23 protein-coding genes are annotated in these 22,182 nt (G+C 60.4%); 8 read left to right on the forward strand and 15 right to left on the reverse strand.

What is annotated here, in order from left to right:
* Window positions 1–162 precede the first annotated feature (162 nt).
* Entirely contained in the window at window positions 163–579 is a 417-nt protein-coding gene (locus CH292_RS21110) for a hypothetical protein (protein ID WP_143545784.1), read from the forward strand.
* On the opposite strand, the gene CH292_RS21115 is transcribed toward CH292_RS21110, so the two are convergent.
* The gene (locus tag CH292_RS21115) at window positions 572–1,513 is read right to left on the reverse strand and encodes an alpha/beta hydrolase (RefSeq protein ID WP_094655630.1); all 942 of its coding nucleotides are present in this window, start codon (window positions 1,511–1,513) and stop codon (window positions 572–574) included. The genes CH292_RS21110 and CH292_RS21115 overlap by 8 nt on opposite strands.
* Window positions 1,514–1,626: 113 nt before the next feature.
* A complete protein-coding gene (locus CH292_RS21120) occupies window positions 1,627–2,883 on the reverse strand; it encodes an amidohydrolase family protein (RefSeq protein ID WP_218830189.1) in 1,257 nt (418 codons plus the stop codon).
* A 383-nt stretch (window positions 2,884–3,266) separates the two neighbouring features.
* Between CH292_RS21120 and CH292_RS21125 the strand changes: the two genes are divergently transcribed.
* Window positions 3,267–4,118: a sugar phosphate isomerase/epimerase gene (locus CH292_RS21125; protein ID WP_179278033.1), complete on the forward strand. Its 852-nt coding sequence runs from the start codon at window positions 3,267–3,269 to the stop codon at window positions 4,116–4,118.
* A gap of 35 nt (window positions 4,119–4,153) precedes the next feature.
* Here the strand turns inward: CH292_RS21125 and CH292_RS21130 are convergent, their stop codons facing one another.
* The 12 genes from CH292_RS21130 to CH292_RS21180 form a co-directional block, all read right to left on the reverse strand.
* Window positions 4,154–4,693: a VOC family protein gene (locus CH292_RS21130; RefSeq protein WP_094655632.1), complete on the reverse strand. Its 540-nt coding sequence runs from the start codon at window positions 4,691–4,693 to the stop codon at window positions 4,154–4,156.
* A gap of 71 nt (window positions 4,694–4,764) precedes the next feature.
* Entirely contained in the window at window positions 4,765–5,271 is a 507-nt protein-coding gene (locus CH292_RS21135) for a nuclear transport factor 2 family protein (protein WP_179278034.1), read from the reverse strand.
* A gap of 120 nt (window positions 5,272–5,391) precedes the next feature.
* Window positions 5,392–6,156 (reverse strand): carbonic anhydrase, encoded by a 765-nt coding sequence (locus tag CH292_RS21140; RefSeq protein ID WP_179278035.1) that lies wholly within the window; start codon window positions 6,154–6,156, stop codon window positions 5,392–5,394.
* Window positions 6,157–6,410: 254 nt separating this feature from the next.
* Window positions 6,411–6,650: a hypothetical protein gene (locus tag CH292_RS28665; RefSeq protein ID WP_143545785.1), complete on the reverse strand. Its 240-nt coding sequence runs from the start codon at window positions 6,648–6,650 to the stop codon at window positions 6,411–6,413.
* Window positions 6,651–6,772: 122 nt separating this feature from the next.
* Window positions 6,773–7,861, reverse strand: coding sequence for a CaiB/BaiF CoA-transferase family protein (locus CH292_RS21145; RefSeq protein ID WP_306437486.1), 1,089 nt, complete (start codon window positions 7,859–7,861; stop codon window positions 6,773–6,775).
* A gap of 144 nt (window positions 7,862–8,005) precedes the next feature.
* Window positions 8,006–9,469 carry an MFS transporter gene (locus CH292_RS21150; protein ID WP_094655636.1) on the reverse strand — a complete coding sequence of 488 codons (1,464 nt, stop codon included), beginning with the start codon at window positions 9,467–9,469 and terminating at the stop codon, window positions 8,006–8,008.
* Window positions 9,470–9,660: 191 nt separating this feature from the next.
* The gene (locus CH292_RS21155; protein WP_094655763.1) at window positions 9,661–10,890 is read right to left on the reverse strand and encodes a cytochrome P450; all 1,230 of its coding nucleotides are present in this window, start codon (window positions 10,888–10,890) and stop codon (window positions 9,661–9,663) included.
* Window positions 10,891–10,919: 29 nt separating this feature from the next.
* A complete protein-coding gene (locus CH292_RS21160; protein WP_094655637.1) occupies window positions 10,920–11,114 on the reverse strand; it encodes a ferredoxin in 195 nt (64 codons plus the stop codon).
* A gap of 49 nt (window positions 11,115–11,163) precedes the next feature.
* Window positions 11,164–12,333: an NAD(P)/FAD-dependent oxidoreductase gene (locus CH292_RS21165; RefSeq protein WP_094655638.1), complete on the reverse strand. Its 1,170-nt coding sequence runs from the start codon at window positions 12,331–12,333 to the stop codon at window positions 11,164–11,166.
* Window positions 12,330–12,899: a hypothetical protein gene (locus CH292_RS21170; RefSeq protein ID WP_094655639.1), complete on the reverse strand. Its 570-nt coding sequence runs from the start codon at window positions 12,897–12,899 to the stop codon at window positions 12,330–12,332. The genes CH292_RS21165 and CH292_RS21170 overlap by 4 nt, the downstream gene beginning before the upstream one ends.
* A 197-nt stretch (window positions 12,900–13,096) precedes the next feature.
* Complete coding sequence (locus tag CH292_RS21175) at window positions 13,097–14,329, reverse strand: cytochrome P450 (RefSeq protein WP_094655640.1); 1,233 nt, start codon at window positions 14,327–14,329, stop codon at window positions 13,097–13,099.
* 59 nt (window positions 14,330–14,388) lie between these two features.
* On the reverse strand, window positions 14,389–14,973 hold the full coding sequence (locus CH292_RS21180) for a cysteine hydrolase family protein (protein WP_094655641.1): 585 nt from the start codon (window positions 14,971–14,973) through the stop codon (window positions 14,389–14,391).
* A gap of 94 nt (window positions 14,974–15,067) precedes the next feature.
* Between CH292_RS21180 and CH292_RS21185 the strand changes: the two genes are divergently transcribed.
* From CH292_RS21185 to CH292_RS21210, 6 genes are all read left to right on the forward strand, one after another.
* A complete protein-coding gene (locus CH292_RS21185; RefSeq protein ID WP_218830190.1) occupies window positions 15,068–15,877 on the forward strand; it encodes an enoyl-CoA hydratase/isomerase family protein in 810 nt (269 codons plus the stop codon).
* 40 nt (window positions 15,878–15,917) lie between these two features.
* Window positions 15,918–16,577, forward strand: coding sequence for a TetR/AcrR family transcriptional regulator (locus CH292_RS21190; protein ID WP_094655643.1), 660 nt, complete (start codon window positions 15,918–15,920; stop codon window positions 16,575–16,577).
* A gap of 172 nt (window positions 16,578–16,749) precedes the next feature.
* Window positions 16,750–17,502 carry an SDR family NAD(P)-dependent oxidoreductase gene (locus CH292_RS21195; RefSeq protein ID WP_094655644.1) on the forward strand — a complete coding sequence of 251 codons (753 nt, stop codon included), beginning with the start codon at window positions 16,750–16,752 and terminating at the stop codon, window positions 17,500–17,502.
* A 227-nt stretch (window positions 17,503–17,729) separates the two neighbouring features.
* Entirely contained in the window at window positions 17,730–18,431 is a 702-nt protein-coding gene (locus tag CH292_RS21200; RefSeq protein WP_306437487.1) for a 2-oxo acid dehydrogenase subunit E2, read from the forward strand.
* 78 nt (window positions 18,432–18,509) lie between these two features.
* The gene (locus tag CH292_RS21205) at window positions 18,510–20,033 is read left to right on the forward strand and encodes a long-chain fatty acid--CoA ligase (RefSeq protein ID WP_094655646.1); all 1,524 of its coding nucleotides are present in this window, start codon (window positions 18,510–18,512) and stop codon (window positions 20,031–20,033) included.
* Window positions 20,030–20,821 carry an SDR family NAD(P)-dependent oxidoreductase gene (locus CH292_RS21210; RefSeq protein WP_094655647.1) on the forward strand — a complete coding sequence of 264 codons (792 nt, stop codon included), beginning with the start codon at window positions 20,030–20,032 and terminating at the stop codon, window positions 20,819–20,821. The genes CH292_RS21205 and CH292_RS21210 overlap by 4 nt, the downstream gene beginning before the upstream one ends.
* Window positions 20,822–20,956: 135 nt before the next feature.
* On the opposite strand, the gene CH292_RS21215 is transcribed toward CH292_RS21210, so the two are convergent.
* Complete coding sequence (locus CH292_RS21215; protein ID WP_094655648.1) at window positions 20,957–22,117, reverse strand: acyl-CoA dehydrogenase family protein; 1,161 nt, start codon at window positions 22,115–22,117, stop codon at window positions 20,957–20,959.
* Window positions 22,118–22,182 lie beyond the last annotated feature (65 nt).

Consider the following 22,182-nt stretch of genomic DNA (forward strand, 5'->3'; position numbering starts at 1 on the left):
AATCAGACGGACGACTTGGTGGTAATGCCAGCTGACAGGTATCAGGTCCGACCGTTCTTCGGTCCGGGTTCATACATTCAGTACTGAGAAAGATCGGACCGAAGGGCGATGAGTACAGACTCGACCATCGACGAGCAGGGGCCCGTCGCAACAGCGTCATTCGTGGCCGAGGTCGAGGTTGCCGCAACGCTCGTTCGAATTTCCAACCGGATGCGTACCACGCTCGATGACGCTCTAGCGTGCCATCGGCTCAGTTGGGCCGGTTACGAGGTGCTGGAAGGGGTGTGTTGTCGTGCACCGGTGTCGTATCGCTCGCTTTCGGTTGGGCTGGACAGACACCGCACGAGCATCACCAGCATTGTGGCGGGCTTGGTCGCTTCCGGGTTGGTCACGCGAAGGCTCGGCGGCTCCCGAAGCGACGAGTATGTCGTCGAGCCAACGCGATCCGGCCTGCGGACTTTCCGGAATGCGCAAAGAACACTGCTGGAGGTAGGCGAAAAACTCGTCCCGTTGGGTGACCCAACGGCGATTCTGATCGAATTGACCAGACTCGAAGAGGCAATGCGTAAAGTCAGATGACTTCCGCGAGCATCGCCCTGGCGATGTTCAACACGTCACGGAGATCGTCTCGCGCAGAGGGAATTGCTTGCCGGTACGTCGCGAATCCGTGGATCGTCGAGGGAATCTCCGAGTAGGTCGTTCTCACACCCGCGAGGATGCATTTGGCCGCGTACTCACGTCCCTCGTCACGTAGCGGGTCCAGCTCGGCCGTGACCACCAGCGTCGCGGGCATGTCGACCTGTGGTCCGCGAAGTGGAGACGCACGCCAGTGCGTCGGGTCCGAGGCGTAGTGCTCCTCGTACATGGCCATGTTCGAGGATTGAAGCCCGAACCCGTCTGCGAATGCAGTTTTCGACGGATAGAGTGCCTGCGGATCTGTCGCCGGGTACATCACAATTTGTGCGCCGACCTTGACTGCCGCGGGCCGATCACGCAAGGCCATGGACGTGACGATGGACAACGTTCCACCTGCGCTGTCCCCGAACAGAATCAGGTCGGTGACGTCGAGACCGTCGACATTGCCGTCTGCTATCCAGCGGACGGCGGCTTCGGCGTCGTCGGGTGCGGCCGGCCACGGATACTCCGGAGCCAGGCGGTATTCGACCGAGACGACGGGAAGGTCGAGTGACCGTGAAACCTCGGCCGCCAACGACGCATGGGTGTCGATACTTCCCACGACGAAACCGCCTCCATGGAAGAACACGACGGCGGGACCGGGTCCCCGTCCAGTCCGAGTGTCGAACAGGCGCAGAGCAATGTCACCGTCCGGTCCACGAGCCACCGAATCGCGAATGACCTCCATCTGACCTACTGGCAGATCAGATCCGGCCATCGCCTCGGGTGGCAGAGTTCGGATCATCGCAAGAAGCTCTGTGGTGAAGAGTGGTATCGGTGACGACTCCAAGTTCGCGAGGAATTCGCGAACGTCCGGACGCACGAAAATCTCAGACATTGTTGTTCGATTCTATAGGGAGGCAGCGTGATCGAGGTTCTCCGACCAACTCTAGCCGAGTGACGTGCGTCTTCACCGCCCTGGCTCACGCCGGGGCGGTGAGTCGCGTCGCGTCAGACTGTCGTCGGTGCCTCTACCAACTTCTTGGATTTGTCGAAATGAACGATATCGGCCAGGGTGCCGCCCAGGATCGCTGCGCGATCTTCGTCGTTCACTCCCTCGAAATTGAACGCCACGCAGTCCTCGCTGCCACGGAACGTTCCCTCTGCATGCGGGTAGTCGTTGCCCCAGATGATTGTCGAGATGCCGGTGATGTGGCGTGCCTTCACCGCCGTCGGATCGTCGGCGAACTGAACGTGAATCTGACGCTGCAAGTAGTCGGTCGGACTGAGGGGAAGCGGCCACTTCGCATTGATAGCGAACAATCGACCCATGGCAGGTTGGTCCTTCGGGCCCCGCGAGTCGTCCCAGAACCCGAGCCACCAATCGGCGTCCTGCCCAATACCGGTCCGCCACGACTTCTCCATCATCCCCATGTACGACACCAGCCACCCTGCGCCGAACTCGACGAGGCTGAAATGAAGGTCGGGGAAGCGTTCGCACACTCCGCCGCCGATGAGGGAAGCAATAATCTCCTGGGGACTCGCCGACGCGGTGTTTCCGCCTCCCATGGTGCGTCCGGCAACCATGTCGTCGGTCAGCTGCCCCTTGCCCATGTTCATAGCTGTCATCAACCCTCGGACAGTCGTCGCGGTCTCCGACACGTTCTCCTTGACGCTGACGCCACCCGTGGCGACGTGGAAGAAAACAGGAAGTCCGTGGGCTTGTGCTGCGGCCCAGACCGGGTCGTAATCCTTGACCCAGTAGGGCAAAGGTGGGATCTCGGGAAGCAACAGGGCCTGAATTCCCATCCGGGCGCAGCGTTCGATTTCTTTGACCGCGTCGGCAATGTCGGTGAGGGGGATCGCCGCCGTCGGTCGCAATCGCTTGCTGTACGGCAAGTACGTCTCGACGATCCAGTCGTTGTAGACCCTGCAGTGAGCCATCGACAGTTCGTGGTCGTCCGTGAAGAGGACGAAGAGGGACAAATTGGGGAACATCACCGAAGCATCGACGCCGTCGATGTTCATGTCGCGAACGATGTGCTCGGGTTCGCCGTCGGGCGTCTCGCCGCCGAGTTGCCGATACTTCGAGATCGTCCAACCGTCGAAGCCGATCGTGTGGAGCTTTTTGAACTCCGTGTGCCCGCCGGGAACGATCGGTTCGTCGAGAGTGAACTCCTCCTCCCACAGTGCGCGGTCACGTAGGTGTACAGGCAGTCTCGTCTTGAAAAGATCGGCCGGCTCGATGATGTGTGAATCGCCAGACACCACGAATTCTTTGAACATACGGCGTACCTCGAATCTCGGTGGGTTCTCCATCGCCCGAAGGTCGGGTAGCACTGAAAATTAATGTACCGATTGGTCGAGAGCAATGATTTGTAGGCTGAATTCCGCTCAGTAGTACAAGGTTTGGAAAGATGAGATCAATTTCTCGAATCCAACTTTTTGCTGACATCGGCTGTCGTACTGTGTAAGGTGCCCTTGTTCTGCGTTCGGTTGGCAGGGAACCCAGGGTTCTTCGACCGAACCAAGGATCACTGCTGAACCGTGTTCTCCCACTGAACAAGATGAGCCGTGGTTCCGCGGGACGGCAGGGCTTACCGTCCGGGTTTCCGGTCCTCGAACCGGCTTCCTACGGAACTGGACACACGATGACACGAGTATCAACGAACAACGCGAATGCCCACCCCATCGGCTTGGAGCACCTCAGTCTGTACGAGGACCCGGTCGCTGTGTTCGTGGACGCTGCCGCCGCGGGTGGCGCTGCCTCGGTCTGCCTGTCCGTCAACCACCCGGACATGCTCGACCGAGAGGCGCGCCGTGACGTTCGTGCACGGATTACCGACCTAGATCTGCGCATCAGCATGGGCGATGGCTTCCTGCTCAACGCCGACGCCGGGCTCGGTGGCCTAGAACGCCAGTTGGCCCTGTTGGTGGAACTCGGGTCGCCGCTCGCAAACACGTGTGCGTTCGAGCCCGACGAGAATGCACCGAGAGATCCCAACCGTATTCAGGACCTTCTGGGCGAGTTCTGCAGGCTCGCGGCGCAAGCAGATGTCGGAGTCTTGATCGAATTCACGCCGCTCTCGCATGTTCCGACACTGGCAAGTGCAGTCGAACTGGTCGGAGCGCTGGCGCAACCCAATTTGACGATCATGGTCGACACCCTGCATCTCGCTCGCGCAGGTGAAGGCCCGGACGATATTGCACAGGTCGATCCGGCGCTGTTCGGGTATTGCCAAGTCAGTGACGGCCCGACCGGGTTCGACGGGCTCGCTGCCTATATGGAGGAAGCGATCTACCAGAGGGCCATCCCCGGGACAGGCGAATTGCCTTTGGAGAGGGTGCTGTCGCTCCTGCCACGGGACATCACTGTCAGCGCAGAAGTCCCCTCGCGCACTCTGAAGGTCGACGGTATTTCATCACATGAGCGCGCGCGACGCGTGCTCGAAGGGAGTCGGCAGGTCCTGGCGCGGTCCAGAGACGAAGCAGCTTCGCTCTGAACGCCTGTGCGGCTGACGCCGGTATCGGAACGGCGTCAGGACTGGCTTTGGGCAAGCCTGGCCATCACCCGCGCCATCAGCTCGCGGTCCGATCGCGGACCGCCGGACGTAGTTGCACCGTAGCGTTCAATTTCGGCTGCGATGTCGAGTGGCCTGGTGAATTCGATGCCGGGGACGAGTTCGTTTTCGAGCAGGTCGTCCGGCACCAGCCAGGTGACTTCGAATTCGATACCGTCGGGGTCGCGGCCGTACAGCGCCTTAGTCCCAGCGTGGTTCGCAGCTCCTGTCAGCGCACCGGCCGCACTCAAACGCTCGCGTGCTCGCGCAAGTTCCTCCAGAGTTTCCACCTCCCAGGCCAGGTGGTAGATGCCTACTGCGCCATCCGCGGCCCGAGGCGCGCGGGCTTGGAACAGACCCAGGTCGTGTTCGTTTGCTGAACCGGACCCCCTCAAAAACGCACCGCCTGGGAAGTCTGCGGGTAGTTTGTCGAAACCTAGCGTTTCGCAGTAGAAATCGACGCTTCGTCTGACGTCGGAAACGAAAAGTACAGCATGGTTCAAACTTCTGACAGACATAGTTCTCCCTCGGGGCAGCGTGTTGGTCTTGAGGTGATCTGCGGGGACTTGAAATTCGAGCGCCTACCGACTCAGAGGACTAGGTATGAAGGATCGTCGGCGTTTCTGAGTCCCCATGTCTCGGGGCCCTCCGCATTGGTCGTCTCGTTCATCATGTCCGCCAAGTAGATCCGGTGATCGATTGCCCACCGTCCGTCTCGGCGCGACCAGCGATCAACGTACCGGCCGCGGTGATGGATGTCGGTAACTGTGCCTCCGGACGGAGTCGACCGTAACCAAACAGACACGTAGGCTTCACTAGTCGCTGAGGAGGCGCCCAGATCGACCGAGATGAGGGTGTTGCTCACAAGATGGGAGTGGGCATTCAACGTGAGGTGGTAGGTCCACACGAAGTCGAGGAATTGCGTTCCCGTCCCGCGAAATCCCGGTCCGTAGTCTGCCGTTCCATCGGCATGCCACACGCGGTCCGCCAGTGCTCGGTCCATTCGGTCGAGACCTCGAGCGTAGGAATACAGCACATCGGCGATCTCCTGCTTGGCGACAAGTTCTTCGATCGCGATCGATTCGGTGGGCCTCACTGTCAAAACCTCTTTCGGATGAAAATTCGACACGGAACGCTTGTCTCACCCTAGATACCGCTCGGTGATGGTCTCGGCGATGATCCCGATGACCGGGACGGGGCCGGTGATGTGAGCTGATTATCGAGACGACCCCACGCCTCCGGTAACGATGCGATTGCCCAGTGGCATTGTCGGGCGTGAATTTTCCAGGTGGTCCTCTGCAAGTACATCCAACTGCCGATCCGACATCGAGATCGGGGTCGACAAAACAATCCACTGCACATTCTCGGTGCACGGTGGTGTGGTGAGACTGCCCTCGTACGCGTAGTGATCGAGCGAATCCGGAAGGACCGCATCGAGATCGAGATCGACAACGGTCTCTGCATCAGCCGCGATCGCATCGACGAAGGGCTGCAGTCCATCCGCGGGTAAGCCCTTGTCGGCGAAGATGCCGAGTACCAACAATTTGCCGGCCGCGTTCGCGTGAACGAAGTGTATTTCGGCATCGAAACTCTTGCCGTCGATGGTGTGCTCGGATGGGCTGTGGACATGTAGTTGCTGGAGTTGGTAGCTGTTGCCCTCGTAGTCGATGCGAGTCCCACCCACCTGCGGGGAGACTTGCGTCGTATGTCCCGTGTCGGTGACAGGTCCCCTTACCGCCTCTGTCGCGACACCGACATCGTCACCTCCGTCCGGCACGACGTCGGGCAGATCGATGGGAGATTGGTTCTGCCCGGTGGAGCATTCTCCGAACGTCGGAGACAGACCTGCCCAGTCGGCGGGGCCGTCCGGGTCCTCATAGGACCAGTGTGGTTGATCCGATTGCACCGGTGTGGCCGCTGCCGAGCTCGTGAGTAGCGGGGTGCCCGCGCACAGAGCGAGGGTCAGGGCGGTAGTGAGCATAACCAGGGGACCTTGTGTTGTCAGTCGCATGAGAAGCCGTTTCGTCGAGATCCGCCTGCTCCGCATATCTCAGAACCAGCGAACCTGCTTCGCCACAACGTGTGTTGTGTGACGACCCGTCGTAGTCGAGCCTGGATACTCCAGCCGACCTCTGGGGCGCACATCTCATGGTGGCCCGACGGTAACGCCTAATCATCGCGCAGGAAGATGATATTCGGATACTGCGCAGGCAGTAGGTGCCCACCGGTAGTCGCTCAGATCAGAAGGGACGCAACGCTGGACAGCGCGACTGCGCCGACGCCTGCCACTATGCCTAGGACAGGTTGCTCGAGTGCCCAGCCCAGCAACGCAATCGACGTGGCGGTTGCTGCGGCCAGCGCACCCGGTGACGCTGCCAGCAGTCGTTTGTGTGTAGGCGTCTGCGCTGACGGTTCGGCATCTTCGGGGGTGTGTAAGGGTGACCTGGAGGATGGGCAAAAGAGTGCTGCAGACATGGGGACCTCTCCGTATCCTGTGTGTCGAATGGATACTGTCGAATGTTTCCCGCACAGTCGGGTCGAGTCATCCTCTGTCCGTAGGCGTTCGAGCTACTGCGGCCGTAGTAGCTGCCCTCCGCTCACCTCCAGATCGTCGCAGGATCCGTCACGCTCGATGGGGGTGGGACGGGCATTGCGTTCGGGGTGCGGGAAAACCGGGGAGCGGGGCGATGTTGAGTGACCCCATCGATGTCGACCAGAGTCTCTCGCGCTGCGAGGTGTGCTTGCGCGGGAGCTTCGGCGAAGGTCAGCACCGGCGAAACGCAGGCGTCGGTGCCGTCGAACATTGCAGCCCACTCGTCCCGAGTTCTGGTGAGAAATACCTCGGTGAACGTGTTGCGCAGCTCGGCCCAGCCCGAACGATCTTGTTGATCGGGCAGAGCGGCGGCGTCGAGACCCAGACCGGACAGCAGTTGGCGGTAGAACTGTGGTTCCAGGGCGCCGACGGCCATGTATTTGCCGTCGGCGGTCTCGTAAGTGTCGTAGAACGGTGTGCCGCCGTCCAGGCGGTTGACTCCGCGTTCGTCCGACCACCGATCAGTTCCTCGGTAGCTCCACACCATGTGTGACAGAGCAGCAACCCCGTCGACCATGGCTGCGTCGACTACCTGTCCGAGCCCTGAAGTCCGACGCTCGTACAGCCCAGCCAGGATGCCGAATACCAGGAACATGGAACCGCCGCCGAAATCGCCGACGAGGTTCAGCGGAGGCACCGGGCGCTCACCTTGTCTGCCGATTGCATGCAGTGTCCCGGTGACCGAGGTGTAGTTGATGTCATGGCCGGCAACGAGAGCCCATGGCCCCTCTTGTCCCCAGCCCGTCATGCGCGCGTAGATCACACCTGCGTTTCGGGCATGAACGTCCTCAGGGCCGAGGCCGAGCCGCTCGGTGACGCCGGGCCGGAATCCCTCGATCAAGACGTCGGCCCGTTCGAGAAGACTCAGGACCACCTCTACCCCTTCAGGGCTCTTCAGATCGCACTCGATGAGTGTCCGGCCACGCAGAAGCGGGTCGTGTTCGGTGGTTGTTCCCGGCCGCCCGACCCGTACAACATCAGCGCCCAGGTCGGCGAGCAGCATTGCGGCGTGTGGGGCCGGACCGAGGCCTGCGAGCTCGACCACGCGAAGGCCCTGCAGCGGGCCCATTTTCGACGATGTAGTGGCAGGCAAGTGTCCTCGTTTCGCAGGCGACAGCGACCATCATTCAATCTGGCAAGTACTACTAAGTCAACTATGTGGATACGCCCGAACGCGGAAACCCGCTGAAGCACCCGCCCAGTGTCGGCGGGTGCTTCAGCGTGAGATCGCGTCGAATCAGCTGATGGTGAGCGCCTCTCGTTCCGGCACAGCAGCCACTACCTCGGTCGAGCCTTGCGGTGAATGCTTCGGGAGGAACGACGCGACTACGAAGGCGATGACCGCGGCACCTGCAGCCACTGCCATGGTGACGTGGAAGGCCTGCTCCGACGGAATGGATGTGTCGCCCATGCTCATGGTCATCTGTGCCAGGATCACGCCGGCTACAGCACTGGCGAACGATGTTCCGAGCGAACGCATGAGCGTGTTGAAGCTGTTGGCTGCTCCGGTCTCCGATGCAGGCACCGCACCCATGATCAGGGCGGGCATTGCGCCGTACGCAAGTCCGGTTCCGGCACCGATGACGACGGAGATGAGAACAAGCTGCCACACCTCACTCATCATGACGACGCCGGTTCCGTAACCGATGGCGACGACGACGGCGCCGGCCATCAATGTGGTCTTAGGTCCATACAGGCGGGTGATCCGTGAGGACAGTGGTGCGATCAGCATCATCACCACGCCCGAGGGAGCCATGACCAACCCGGCGACCAACATGGACTGACCAAGGCCGTAACCGGTTGCCTCTGGAAGCTGGAGAACCTGCGGGAAGACCAACGTCATGGCGAACATGGAGAATCCGAACACGATCGAAGCGAGGTTGGTGAACAGCACCTGACGGCCGACGGAAACCCGCAGATCGACAAGGGGCCCGGTTGTGTGCAACTCCCAGAATCCCCACGATACGAATGTCACAGCGGAAGCGATGAACAAGCCGAGCGTGAGTTCGTTCGTCCATCCCCAGCTCGAACCCTTCGAAATAGCAAGTAGCAAGGTGATGAGGCCGGTGGACAGTGACACTGCGCCGATGAAATCGAACGAACCTCCGGTGCGGACCTTCGATTCCGGGACGACGACGACGATCAGTGCGGTTGCGGCCGCGCCGAGAACGGCAGCGGTCCAGAAGAGGAAGTGCCAGTTGGAATATTCGGCAAGGATCGCTGCGACTGGAAGTCCCAGTGCACCGCCGACGCCGAGCGATGCGCTCATCAGCGCCACCGAACCGGCCAGCTTCTCCTTGGGTAGGACATCACGCATCACGCTGATGCCGAGCGGGATCACACCGGCTGCGAGGCCCTGAAGCGCACGGGCGATGATGAGAGGAGTGAGGCTTACACTGAGTGCCCCTACGACAGAGCCCGCAACGAGAAGTGCCATGGACACCAACAGCATCCGGCGTTTGCCGAACATGTCACCCAAGCGGCCCATTACGGGTACGGCCACTGCGCCGGCCAACAGTGTCGCAGTAATGGCCCACGCGGTATTGCCGGGTGACGCATCGAGAAGTTCTGGAAGCTGGGGAATGAGCGGAATCACCAGTGTCTGCATCAATGCGACGACGATCCCGGCGAATGCGAGAACCGCCACGATACCAGCAGTAGCTGGTGGCTTGGTCTCTGAATGAGTAGTGGCAGTGGACATGTCGACCTCGTTAGGTTTGTGGGTTGGACTGTGATGTGCAGGTTTTCTGCCGGCGATCATCTCTTCGGCACACTGACAATCTTCGTCTCACCGGGCACCCAGGTCGTCGTCCCTGTAGATCGACCTGACCTACCGCACGTGCAGTAGGTCAGGTCGTGGTCAGCAGTAGCCATCGTGGTCAGGACGAGGATCTACCAGGTGACGGGAAGTTCGAAGACTCCGTACGCGAGGTACTCCTCCTTGAAGTGGAGGTTGTCGAAGTCGGTGGCCAGTGCCAGGGTGGGGATGCGTTTGAAGAGGGTGCTGTAGACGACTTCGAGTTCGATTCTGGCGAGTTGTTGTCCGATGCATTGGTGTGGGCCCCAGCCGAATGCGTGGTGGTGTCGTGCTTCGCGGGTGAGGTCGAGTTTTTCTGGTTCGGGGAAGGCGACGGGGTCGAAGTTGGCGGCGGGTAGTGGGGAGATGATTCCGTCGCCTGCTTTGATGGTGGTGCCTTCGTATTCGATGTCTTCGGTTGCGATTCGGCGTTGGAGCAGGTGGGGGATGGTGAGGTATCGGAGAAGTTCTTCGACGGCTCCTGCGATGACTTTTTTGTCGGTGGTGTCTCGGACGATGGCGAGTTGTTCGGGGTTCTGGAGTAGTGCTGCGGTGCCGAGGGAGATCATGTTTGCACTGGTCTCATGGCCCGCAATGAGCAAGATCTGACCGAGCATGGCTGCTCCCGGTAGATCCAGATCACCTGACTGAACGCGCTGTGCGAGATCGGATACGACGTCTTCGTCCGGTGCGTCCATCTTTTTCTGGATCAACTCGGTGATGTAGCCCATGAGAGCAATGCTCGAGGCTCCGCTCTCCTCTCGGGTTGCTTTGCTGTCGACGGCAGCTCTCGAGTGTTTTTCGAAGAACTCGTGATCCTCATAGGGAACACCGAGTAGTTCGCAGATCATCAGTGATGGCAGCGGCAGGGCGATGGCTTCGACGAGGTCGGTGGGGTTGGGGCCGGCCAGCATCTTGTCGATCAGCTCGTCGGTTGCCTGCTGGATACCCGGCCGGACCTTCTCCATCCGTCCACGGGTGAACGAGCTGGTCAGCATTCGACGAAGTTGCGCATGCTCGGGACCGTCCAAGTCGAAGATCGTCTTGGGTCGGTCGTTGATCGTCTCCGCCATCGAGCGGGTGGCGAGAGGAAAGCCTGGGAGGTGATCGTTGGCGCTCACGCGCGAATCGGACATGATGGTGCGCTGCGCTGCATGTGTGGTGACGAGCCAGGGTGTGCTGTCATCCCAGATGCGTGCCTTCGACAGGGCTGTGCCGTCGGCGTGCAGCTGACGCAGTTCGGGTGGCGGTAGGAAAGGACACTTCCCGTCACGGGGAGTTGGAAAGCTCGGGATCGCGTCCGCGCTGGCGGTGGGGTCGGTCATGTTTACTCCTCGATAGTTGTCGATCTCTGTCATTCCTCGATATGGATGGCGAGGGCTGGGCACACCATTGCTGCCTGCCGTACGTCTTCGGCCTGGTCTTCCGGCGGATTATCGGTGAGCAGAACGACGATGCCGTCCTCGTCGCGTTGATCGAACACCTCGAAAGCTGCTGCGACACACTGTCCTGCCGCGACGCACTTCTCCTGGTCGATGGTTACCTTCATGGTTCCTCCTTGTTGGGTGCCTCTGGTAGTCGGTGCATTTCGAGACTTGTCAGTTCAGGGCGTCGACGATGTCCTGCCGATGCAGACGAGCCTGCTTCGGCATGTTCCACCCGAGGATGCCCGTGACCGTTCCCGAGTTCTCATAGCGAGCAACGAAACGGCCTGCTGCAACATCGCCTTCGACGATCTGGACATCGGCGCCCTTCGTCAAGAAGCCGTACACCTGGAGTTTGACGTCGAACTGGTCGGTCCAGAAGTAGGGGACCGGCACGTACGGTTGGTCTTCGCCGACGATGACTGCGGCCACTGCGGCAGCTTGTTCGGTTGCGTTGGTGCGGTTTTCCAGACGGACAAGGGTGTCGAGCTTCTCGTGCTTCCATCGAGCGATATCGCCCACGGCGTAGATTCCTTCGGCGGCGCGGCACCGGGAGTCGCAGACCACACCATTCTCGATGGTCAGTCCGCTACCAGCGAGCCACTCAGTAGCCAGTACAGCGCCGATGGCAACCACCACGACGTCGGCGTCGATCACTTCGCCTGTACTCAGTTCGACTCCCGAAACATGGCCGTCCTGCGAGACGAATCCGGCGACTCCGGTGTCGAGCCGCAGATGCACACCACGCTCGGTATGCAACTCTGCCAACAGATTTCCAACCAACGGACCCACCTGCGCAGCCATCGGCACCGCTTGCGGCCCGGCGATGGTGACGTTGGCTCCCATGGTCGCGGCAGTTGCGGCTATTTCGCAACCGAGGACCCCCTCGCCCACGACCACCAGCTTGATTCCTGGAGCCAGTTCGGCGCGGAGGGCAATGGAATCGTCTAGTGTGCGTAGCACGTGGACGCCCGTCAAACCGTCTTGTCCAGGGAGCGAGCGAGGTCGTGCCCCGGTCGCGATTACGATGGCTTCGGCGTCGATCTCACGCCCGGACTCCGTTCGTACGGTGCGCGACGTCGTATCGAGCGACACTGCATTGTCGCCGACGATGAAGGTTGTATCCAGAGTCTCGAGATGTTCGTTGGTTCTGAGGATGGCCTTCTCCGGATCCCATGCACCAGAGAGGATTTGCTTCGACAGCGGTGGCCGATCATAAGGCGCGTGACGCTCACCGCCCAGGACGGTGATCTTCCCTGAGTACTTCTTGCGTCGTAACGCTTCGACGGTGGAGAGACCCGATGCCGAACCGCCGACGATCAAAACTTCGTTGGGAAGTGTCATCGGGTCACCGTGCGCTCGGGTGACGTGGTGGAGTTCGTCAGCAGCGCCGCACCGCGCTCGCCGGTTTCGGCGACGATCCGGTAGTTGCTCTCGATCACCGAGGAGACCTTGGCCGACTGCCGAGCAGAGACCCGACCGTGTGCGAAGTAACCGGCGATCCATGCAAACAATCCGTTGGCGCCGAGGATGATCGACATACCTGTCAGATCAGCATTCAAAGCGAAGATCGATCCAGCCAACAACCCGGCGCCGAGAACGCCAAGGGCCGCGGCGGCGGCGATGGCGGTCGAGGATACTGATCGCTCGGCCTTGACGACCGAGTCGAGCGCTCTGTCACAGGTGCGTTGTAAATCGACGACGTCGGCCCGGTTCTTGATTCCGCGGTCGCGCTTGAACTTCAACGAGACAGCGTCCGAACCCGGGCTTGTGTGCCCCCGCCCGTCCAGTTCCCAACCGAAGTTGCGGTAGGTATCGCGGTACAGGGACTCGCGGTCCGCTTCGGTTCGGAGACTGGTGTATTCGTACGCAGCGAAGCGGTTGTGGTCGTTGGTCGAGAAGTCGGTCATATCGGTTACTCCCTTGGTCGATCACCCTCTGGTCGGTGACGCACTACCTATGTTGGCGTGCGGGCGCCGGATGCGAATCGTCCAGAGGGATCGATAGGAAGTACTGCGGGGGGAGTACTGATGACATTTTCGGGGGTGAACGAAAAACGGAGCGGCCAGGGTTGTCTGACCGCTCCATGGACCGCTGTCCGAAGGTCTTACCAGGTGACGGGAAGTTCGTAGATTCCGTATGCGAGCGAGTCGCCCTTGAAGTGGAGGTTGTCGAAGTCGGTGGCCAGTGCCAGGGTGGGGATGCGTTTGAAGAGGGTGCTGTAGACGACTTCGAGTTCGATTCTGGCGAGTTGTTGTCCGATGCATTGGTGTGGGCCCCAGCCGAATGCGTGGTGGTGTCGTGCTTCGCGGGTGAGGTCGAGTTTTTCTGGTTCGGGGAAGGCGACGGGGTCGAAGTTGGCGGCGGGTAGTGGGGAGATGATTCCGTCGCCTGCTTTGATGGTGGTGCCTTCGTATTCGATGTCTTCGGTTGCGATTCGGCGTTGGAGCAGGTGGGGGATGGTGAGGTATCGGAGGAGTTCTTCGACGGCTCCTGCGATGACTTTTTTGTCGGTGGTGTCTCGGACGATGGCGAGTTGTTCGGGGTTCTGGAGTAGTGCTGCGGTGCCGAGGGAGATCATGTTTGCACTGGTCTCATGGCCCGCAATGAGGAGAATCATTCCCAGCATCGAAGCACCAGGCAGATCGATATCGCCTGCCTTGACCTTCTTGGCCAGGTCGGAGACGACATTCTCCTGAGGATCGTCCATGCGATCCTGGATCAGCTGGGTGACGTATCCGCCAAGGGCGCGGGTCGACTTGGTGCTTTCCTCTGGTTCGGTGTCGCGCGCGTTCGCAATCTTGGCGTGTACTTCGAAGAATTCGTGATCCTCATAGGGAACACCGAGTAGTTCGCAGATCATCAGTGATGGCAGCGGCAGGGCGATGGCTTCGACGAGGTCCGTGGGGTTGGGGCCGGCCAGCATCTTGTCGATCAGGTCGTCGGTTGCCTGCTGGATACCCGGCCGGACCTTCTCCATCCGTCCACGGGTGAACGCATTGGTCAGCAGTCGACGAAGTCCCGCGTGCTCGGCGCCGTCGGTGTCGAAGATGGTCTTCGGGCGGTCCGAGATTGTCTCCGCCATCGACCTTGTGGCGATGGGAAAGCCTGGGAGGTGATCGTTGGCGCTGACGCGTGGATCGGACATGATGGTGCGCTGCGCTGCATGTGTGGTGACGAGCCAGGGTGTGCTGTCATCCCAGATGCGTGCCTTCGACAGGGCTGTGCCGTCGGCGTGCAACTGCCGGATTTCCGGTGAGGGGAGGAAAGGGCACTTGCCATCTCGTGGAGTGGGGTACGGCGGAAGGTCTCGGGTGGCTGTGTCCGATGTCTCAGTCATTCCCGAAGATTAGTCCAATCGGTCGGTACAAACAATGGAACATCGAAGCCAGTTGCGGTTCAGGCCGAGATGGCCTCTCGGAATGCTGCAAGGTCGATGACTTCGGACGTCATGGGAAGAACTTTTTCGGTCAGCACGCGGTGGACCTCGGGGTCGAAGTCGGCGCAGCAATCGGACAACACAACTACTCGATAGTCGAGATCGGCTGCTTCGCGTGCGGTCGACAGGACTGCACCACTGGATGCAATTCCAGCCAGGACGATCGTGTCGATCCCGTGTGCCCGGAGGTCATCGTGCAGTCGTGTCGTAGAGAACGAGCCCATGCGGACTTTCGTGAACACCTCGTCGTCGCCGGCGACGCCGAGCCTGGAGTCGACCTGTGACTGTGGGCCGTCGGCCGGGGGAGTCATTGTGGCGAAGTGTCCGAACATCTTGTTGCGGGGAGATACGGTGACAGCATCGTCGGCAGTCAAGAAAACGCGGACGAACCTAGCGCGCGCACCCGACGAGCGCGCTGTGTCTATCGCAGTGCGAATACGTCCGATCAGCGCGTCCGTGTCGGTAAATCTCGACAGTACGGTCGGCTGCACGTCGACGGTCACTATGGCAGTTGTGCTCGGATCGATCGATGCGAGGTCGGTCATGTGAAGTCTGCTCCCGGTTGTTCGTCGACGATCGGGTGTCTTGCCCGAACCCATGAGTTTAGTGTACCTATCAGTCTAGATAATCTGGCTGAAGATGACGAAACTTGGGGAGGGCGCGATGCCGGAATTGGTAGTCAGCGACACGGTCGACGCAGTCGCCACCGTTCGGATCGACAGGCCACCGTTCAATGCGTTCGACACCGCGCTACGCATCGAACTGGGTGAGGTCGTGAGAGCTATTTCCGACGACGAGGGAGTGCGGGCAGTCGTCATCACCGGTGGAGCCACAGCGTTCGCAGCGGGAGCGGACCTCAAAGCGCTCAGTGTCATGGAATACGAACAGATTTCAGTGTGGAACCGTGCTTTGCAGCGGGTCTTCAACGACATCGCGGCCTTGCCGATGCCGGTCATTGCGGCTGTTAACGGCGTGGCTCTCGGTGGCGGAATGGAGTTGGCACTCGCCGCCGACTTTCGAGTACTGGCCGACGACGCGGTGTTGGCTCTACCCGAGGTGCAGCTGGGAATAGTGCCAGGCGCCGGAGGGATGCAGCGGCTGCGACGGCTTGTCGGCGTCAGCAAGGCGAAAGAGATACTCATGTCGGGCCGCAGGCTCGATGCCCGCGAGGCGTTGTCGATCGGAGTTGCCGAGCATGTAGTCGCGGCGGCAGACGTTGTGACTCACGCGCAGGCGCTCGCATCTCAGTTTGCCGCAGGCCCCAGATTTGCGTTGCAGGCGATAAAGGAGTCTATCGACTTGGGGGCCGACAGTCCGTTGGCGACAGGCCTTGCGATGGACAAGAACCTTCTCGCGGGACTCTTCGCTACCGATGATCGGAAGGTCGGGATCAACTCGTTCTTCGACCACGGCCTGGGCAAAGCGCGTTTCGGTACAACTCCCGAGTAACATCGGTCGAACCATGTAACCCGACCAGCTGAGGATTCCAATGGCGCGACCACCCGGGCACGGCCCCTCGTACGAGGTCAAGCGCCAGGAGATCATCGACCTGGCTGCCGGCCTTTTTGCAAAGAACGGTTATGCGGCTACGGGCATCGTCGAAATAGGCGAGGCGGTCGGCTTGGCCAAAGGTGCGTTGTACTACTACATAAAGTCCAAGGAGAATCTGCTCGTCGAGATTCAGGAGCGCGTGCTCGATCCGTTGGTGAACATCGGCAACCAGATCACCGATGTCGATACTTCCCCTGCGGTCAAGCTGCGATTGCTCTCGCACGCGCTTCTCGACATGATCTTCAAGCGGTTGGATCACATTTGGGTGTACGAGCACGACTACAAGCATTTGACGGGTGAGAACCTCACCCAGATGCTCAAGCGGCGGCACGAGTTCGAGGGTATTGTTCGAAATATTCTTATTTCCGCAATGAACGAGGGGATCTTTCTCAAGACCGATCCTGACCTGTGCATGTTGCAATTTCTCAACATGCACAACCACACCTACCAATGGTTGAAGACCGACGGCCGCTGGGATGCGGAAGCTCTGTCGAAAGCGTACTGCCGAACTTTGTTCACCGGTTTCGCTGGCGGTGCTTTCGATTTCATCTCTCTCGAAACCGAAGTGAGCCGTATCCAGACGCTGGGCGGTTATTGATTCGATCTCGGCCGAAGGCCTGTACGGACACGCGTCCGTACAGGCCTTTCTCGTTTCACCACCTCGCTGTCCGGGCGCTGGCGGCGGTGGTGGCCCCTTGACAGCGGATCGAATTTGGTTTTGTATACCGAGTGTTCTAAATTACATTCGAGGTCCGGTCCAGGAGGCTGCAATGAGCACGAGGTTCGAGTCGAAAACGGTGATCGTGACCGGGGCGGCGGGCGCGCTCGGTGCCACAGTGTCCAGGCGGCTTGCCTCCGAGGGGGTCTCGAATCTGGTCCTCGCGGACATGAACGCGGCGGCGCTCGGCCCGATTTCGGACGAACTCGGTGCAGCTGAGATAAATGTCGTTGCCGAGGCACTCGATGTCACCGACGGCGACGGCTTCGACTCACTCGTGGCCAGGACCGCCGAGCGATTCGGTACCCTCGACGCCCTCGTGAACTCAGCGGGCATCGTCTCGCCCAATGCACGAATTCACAATCTCTCGACGGCGGACTGGGAGCGGTCGTTCGCGGTCAACAGCACCGGCACATTTCACGGAATACGAGCTGTCGCCAGAACGATGCGTAAGCGTGCAACAGTGTCCATCGTCAACGTTGCGTCCGTCAGCGGAATGACAGCATGGGCATATGCCGCGCCGTACTGCGCTTCCAAAGCCGCCGTGGTCCATCTGACGCGCGTGGCCGCGCTCGAATATGCCAAGGAAGGAATTCGGGTCAACGCCGTGTGCCCCGGAACGTTTCCATCGGCACTGCACGAAGGTCTGCCCGCTGAGGCACTGGCGGCGATAGAGGCGAAACACCCACTCGGATTCGGAACACCGGACGACATTGCGGGTGCGATCGCGTACCTGGCAAGTGATGACTCCCGTTGGGTCACCGGTCATTCACTGGTCGTCGACGGCGGATATTCACTGCCGTGACGCCATCGCCTAGGGCTCTGGATCGAATATGGGCGACACCTGCTGCGCGCAGACGAGCTGCCGAAAAGGCTGTCGACCTGTCTATCATCAGTCCGCGCGGGGACGGCATCCGGCTACGCGATGTGCCTACCGCGACGCAGGGAGCACCTGCGGCTTCGACCATGCCGGCCACTTCCAGTGCCGCCGGCAATCCGACCGATGGCCGCACGGCGGGGTCCGTGCACAAAATGTCACGGATCCGCCGTCTCACCGCTGAAAGAACCGCCGCGTCGCTTCGTGAGTCGGCTCAGTTGACGCAGACCTTCGAAGTCGACATGACAGCTGTCGCGACCCTGCGTACCGAGGCGAAGGAGGTGTTCGCGCGGCGGTGGGGACTGAATCTGACATTTCTTCCGTTCGTAGCGAAAGCCGTAATCGACGCTCTTGCGTTGCACCCCAACATCAATGCAAGTATCGACGAAGCCGCACGGGCGATCACACATCACGCTCGTGTGTCACTCGGGATCGCCGTCGACACCCCGCGCGGACTATTTTCTCCGGTGATACCGCATGCCGACGCGCTCTCGCTCAGCGGGCTCGCACGGGAGATAGCCGCGCTTGCCGAGAGTGCACGGGCAGGCACCCTACCGGCCGACCGGTTGAGTGGTGGGACGTTCACGATCACCAATATCGGCAGTCAGGGCGCGCTGTTCGACACCCCGATCTTGATCAGCGGGCAAGCTGCGATGTTGGGTTTCGGTGCGATCGTGCGGCGGCCTGTCATCGTCACGAATCGGGACGGGCAGGAATCGATCGGAATCAGGTCGATGTGCTACCTGCCACTGACGTACGACCATCGACTCATCGACGGTGCCGACGCCGGACGCTTTCTGACTACTGTGAAAAAGCGTCTGGAGACAGGGCTCTTTCATGCTGATCTGGGTGTATGAAGATCCTGACATGCTTAGACTGATCGGTACATCAAACGAAATCAAGTCGAACATTCGCGAAGAAGGCGAGAAAACACGATGATCAATTTCGCGAGCGTGGTGGACAGAAACGCAGATCGATTTCCGGACGCTGTTGCGGTGTCCGAAACCGATCGCGAAGTCACCCACGCCGAACTTCGAACACGGGTCGACGCGCTATCGGTAGCTTTGCTCGAACTCGGGATCCAGCGTGGCGACATACTCGGTGTTCTTCTCTACAATCACATCGAGTTCATCGAAACAATGTTTGCAGCCAACAGAATCGGTGCTGCGGTAGTGCCGCTGAACTACCGGCTGTCCGACGCCGAGTGGTCGTTCATTCTCGATCACGCCAACGCAGTTGCGATCGTGACAGAGGCCGAGTTCGCGGACAAGATCGACGCCATTGCGCCCGGACTTCCGCTTCTGAAGCACAAGCTGACGCTCTCGGATACCCAAGACGACTCCTGGACGAAGTATTCCCATCTGGTCGACCGCCACCTCGGTGCACGTACCGAGTTGGTGGATGTGGAACCCTCGGACCTTCAGCGATTGATGTACACGTCGGGCACGACGGCGCGGCCCAAGGGCGTGATGATTTCTCACGAGAACCTGATCTACAAGAACCTGGCGCATATTCTCGAGTTCTCCTTGACCTCAGCGGATACCACCCTTGTGTGCGGTCCGCTCTATCACGTCGGCGGTATGGACCTTCCAGGCTTGGCCACCCTGCACGTCGGTGGACGGCTTCGGTTGCTGCGCAAGTTCGATCCGGTACTGGTCATCGACGCGATCGAAAATCTCAAGCCGACCAATATTTGGCTTGCGCCGTCGATGATGAACGCAATTCTCCAACTGCCCGACATTGCCGATCGAGACACCAGTTCCATTCGGTTCATCACCGGCGGCGGTGAGAAGATGCCGGTACCGCTACTCGACCGGATAGCAAGAACCTTCCCCGAGTCGTGGTTCGCCGACGCCTACGGACTCACCGAGACGGTCTCGGGTGACACGATCAACGACGCCGCACACATGCGATCCAAGGTGGGCTCGGTGGGAAGGCCGGTGGCGCACACTCAGATCGCGATTCTCGACGACTCCGGCAACTCCGTCTCCGCGGACACTCTGGGGGAGATCGCCGTGCGTGGACCCAAGGTGATGTCGGGGTATTGGCGCGACCCCGAGGCCACTGCAACCGCTCTGCGCGGAGGCTGGTTTCACACCGGTGACATCGGGAGACTCGACAGTGACGGCTTTTTGTACATCGAAGACCGCAAAAAGGACATGATTGTCTCCGGCGGCGAGAACATCGCGAGTCCCGAGGTCGAGAGGGTGCTCTACGAGAATCCAGATGTCATCGAGGCGGCAGTGATCGGCGTACCGGATGCCCGATGGGGTGAAGTTCCGAAGGCGTTCGTGGTGCTTCGCCCCGGAAGCACGATCGACGTCGAGGATCTCAAAGAGTTCTGTCGTGCACGTCTCGCCAAGTACAAGGTGCCGTCGAGCATCGTCTACATCGGCTCCCTTCCGCGCACACCCTCTGGAAAAGTGCTCAAACGTTCTCTGCGAGAGGTAACTCCATGACAGATGTCGCCGAAGAGATGCAAAAATCGATGTTCGACCTGACCGGAAAGGTGGCATGGGTCACCGGCGCGGGCAAGGGGCTCGGCTCGGCCATCGCGCAAGCCTTGTACGACGCAGGCGCCACCGTGGTGTTGACGTCGAAAACAGAGTCCGATCTCACACGAGTAGCGAAAGAACTGGATCCATCCGGCTCGACGGGCCGGACATCTGTGATCGCTGGCTCCGTGGATACACCGGGGTTCGCCGCAGATGCTGTGCGCCGGATCGTCGCCGATCACGGACAACTGAACGTACTTATCAACTGTGCCGGCATCAGTCCTAGCTTCACACGAAGTGAGCGAGTGACCGACGAGGGCTGGCAGCGAGTGATCAAGGTCAATCTCGACGGTGCATTCTTCTGTGCCCGTGAGGCCGGTGCCCAGATGCTCGCACAGGAGACGGGGAGCATCGTCAACATCACTTCGGTACACGCGGTCACCGGTTTCGAGAGGATCGCTGCATACGCAGCAAGCAAGGGCGGTCTCGATGCGCTGACCAAAACTCTCGCAGTCGAGTGGGCCCGCCGCGGCGTGCGCGTCAATTCCCTTGCTCCGGGTTACTTTCGAACCGATCTGTCATCGGGGCTGCTCGACAGCAAGTGGGGGGAAACCATCGTGGCTGCGACGCCGGTCGGTAGATTGGGAGTACCCTCCGAACTCGGCGGTGCCGCAGTTTTTCTGGCGAGTGACGCGAGTTCCTACGTCACCGGTACCACCGTCAACGTCGACGGTGGCTGGGTGGCCAGGTAGCGCGGACCGCTAGGTCTTCACAGCAACTCATCCCTCCATCAGATCGGTGATGGAGGGATGAGTGCTTTTACGGCGCAGGGAGCGCCGTGCGCCCGGTTAGAATCCGCGTGGGGATCCGAACCAGGCGTCGGGGGATCAGCGCCGTTTGGCGTTGATCACGTTTCGAGCGATGACGTTTCGCTGAATTTCATTGGTGCCCTCGCCGATCTCGAGGATTTTGGCGTCGGCGTAGAAGCGTGAGATCTTGGATTCGCGGATGTAGCCGTAGCCACCGTGAATTTGGAGGCTAGAGCTCGCGGCTCTGTTGGCAACTTCGGACGCGTAGACCTTGGCCATGGCGGCAGCTTGTCCGAACGGTTTCTTGTTGTCCGCCAACCATGCCGCTCGGTAGACCAAGCTCCGCGCAGCCTCGATCTCGGTCGCCATGTCGGCGATCTTGTGTTGCACAGCTTGGAACTTGGTGAGCGGGCTGCCGAACTGCTCACGATTGCGTGCATGATCGATCGCGAGTTCGAGAGCTGTTTGTGCGAGGGACAGCGCAAGTGCTGCGACGCTGATTCGGCCGCCGTCGAGGACGTCGAGGAACTGGCGTAGACCGTTGCCTTCTTCGCCGATGAGGTTCTCAGCAGGTATCCAGCAATTGTCGAACACGAGCTCTCGGGTGTCCATTGCGTGCCAGCCGAGCTTGTGGAGTGACTTACCTACGGTGTAACCCTCGGTTCCTGTTGGAACGAAGAAGGTGCCGTACCGCTTGCTTCCGTCGTCGTTCTTGCCTGTGACGGCCAGAATGGTCACACCGATGCTGATATCTGTGCCAGCGTTGGTGATGAACATTTTGCCGCCGTTGACAACCCATCCGCCACCATCTTCGCGTGCGGTTGTGCGAATGCCTGCGGCGTCGGAACCTGCGGTCGGCTCCGTCAATCCGAACGCGCCGATCTTGGCTCCCGTGGCAAGTGGGACCAGCCAGTCCTGCTTCTGCTTCTCGGTGCCGAAAGCCAGGAGGGGGAGCGAGCCGATTGTGGAGTGCGCATTCCATGCGGCTCCCAGCGACTGATCGGCACCGCCGATAGCCTCCATCGCCGCAACGTAGGACACGTAGCCCACGTCCATTCCGCCGTATTCCTCGGGAATCAGCAGGCCGTTGAGGTTCAGTTCGCCCATCTTGGTGAAGACCTCGGAGGGGAATCGCTCCTCTTCCGACCAGAAAGCCGCATGCGGCTCGATTTCCTTCTCCGCGAACGAACGGCACAACGCCTGAAGCTCGAGAGTCTCGGTAGGCAGCTCTAGATCCATGTCGAGTCCGTCCTTCGGCTAGGTCGTCCGGTGACGACTCTTGTTTTTTCGAACATACGGTATAA

The sequence above is a fragment of the Rhodococcus sp. 14-2470-1a genome (genome assembly GCF_002259425.1).
GTDB classification, from domain to species: domain Bacteria; phylum Actinomycetota; class Actinomycetes; order Mycobacteriales; family Mycobacteriaceae; genus Rhodococcoides; species Rhodococcoides fascians_E.

Bases quoted from the DNA above. Each gene is read 5' to 3' on its own strand.
- CH292_RS21170 (WP_094655639.1), bottom strand. From the start codon at position 12,899: ATGACCGACTTCTCGACCAACGACCACAACCGCTTCGCTGCGTACGAA.
- CH292_RS21200 (WP_306437487.1), top strand. From the start codon at position 17,730: ATGTCACGGATCCGCCGTCTCACCGCTGAAAGAACCGCCGCGTCGCTT.
- CH292_RS21195 (WP_094655644.1), top strand. From the start codon at position 16,750: ATGAGCACGAGGTTCGAGTCGAAAACGGTGATCGTGACCGGGGCGGCG.
- CH292_RS21160 (WP_094655637.1), bottom strand. From the start codon at position 11,114: ATGAAGGTAACCATCGACCAGGAGAAGTGCGTCGCGGCAGGACAGTGT.
- CH292_RS21165 (WP_094655638.1), bottom strand. From the start codon at position 12,333: ATGACACTTCCCAACGAAGTTTTGATCGTCGGCGGTTCGGCATCGGGT.
- CH292_RS21210 (WP_094655647.1), top strand. From the start codon at position 20,030: ATGACAGATGTCGCCGAAGAGATGCAAAAATCGATGTTCGACCTGACC.
- CH292_RS21115 (WP_094655630.1), bottom strand. From the start codon at position 1,513: ATGTCTGAGATTTTCGTGCGTCCGGACGTTCGCGAATTCCTCGCGAAC.
- CH292_RS28665 (WP_143545785.1), bottom strand. From the start codon at position 6,650: ATGTCTGCAGCACTCTTTTGCCCATCCTCCAGGTCACCCTTACACACC.
- CH292_RS21190 (WP_094655643.1), top strand. From the start codon at position 15,918: ATGGCGCGACCACCCGGGCACGGCCCCTCGTACGAGGTCAAGCGCCAG.
- CH292_RS21185 (WP_218830190.1), top strand. From the start codon at position 15,068: ATGACGAAACTTGGGGAGGGCGCGATGCCGGAATTGGTAGTCAGCGAC.
- CH292_RS21155 (WP_094655763.1), bottom strand. From the start codon at position 10,890: ATGACCGACCCCACCGCCAGCGCGGACGCGATCCCGAGCTTTCCAACT.
- CH292_RS21175 (WP_094655640.1), bottom strand. From the start codon at position 14,329: ATGACTGAGACATCGGACACAGCCACCCGAGACCTTCCGCCGTACCCC.
- CH292_RS21215 (WP_094655648.1), bottom strand. From the start codon at position 22,117: ATGGATCTAGAGCTGCCTACCGAGACTCTCGAGCTTCAGGCGTTGTGC.
- CH292_RS21150 (WP_094655636.1), bottom strand. From the start codon at position 9,469: ATGTCCACTGCCACTACTCATTCAGAGACCAAGCCACCAGCTACTGCT.
- CH292_RS21205 (WP_094655646.1), top strand. From the start codon at position 18,510: ATGATCAATTTCGCGAGCGTGGTGGACAGAAACGCAGATCGATTTCCG.
- CH292_RS21130 (WP_094655632.1), bottom strand. From the start codon at position 4,693: ATGTCTGTCAGAAGTTTGAACCATGCTGTACTTTTCGTTTCCGACGTC.
- CH292_RS21125 (WP_179278033.1), top strand. From the start codon at position 3,267: ATGACACGAGTATCAACGAACAACGCGAATGCCCACCCCATCGGCTTG.
- CH292_RS21140 (WP_179278035.1), bottom strand. From the start codon at position 6,156: ATGCTCACTACCGCCCTGACCCTCGCTCTGTGCGCGGGCACCCCGCTA.
- CH292_RS21180 (WP_094655641.1), bottom strand. From the start codon at position 14,973: ATGACCGACCTCGCATCGATCGATCCGAGCACAACTGCCATAGTGACC.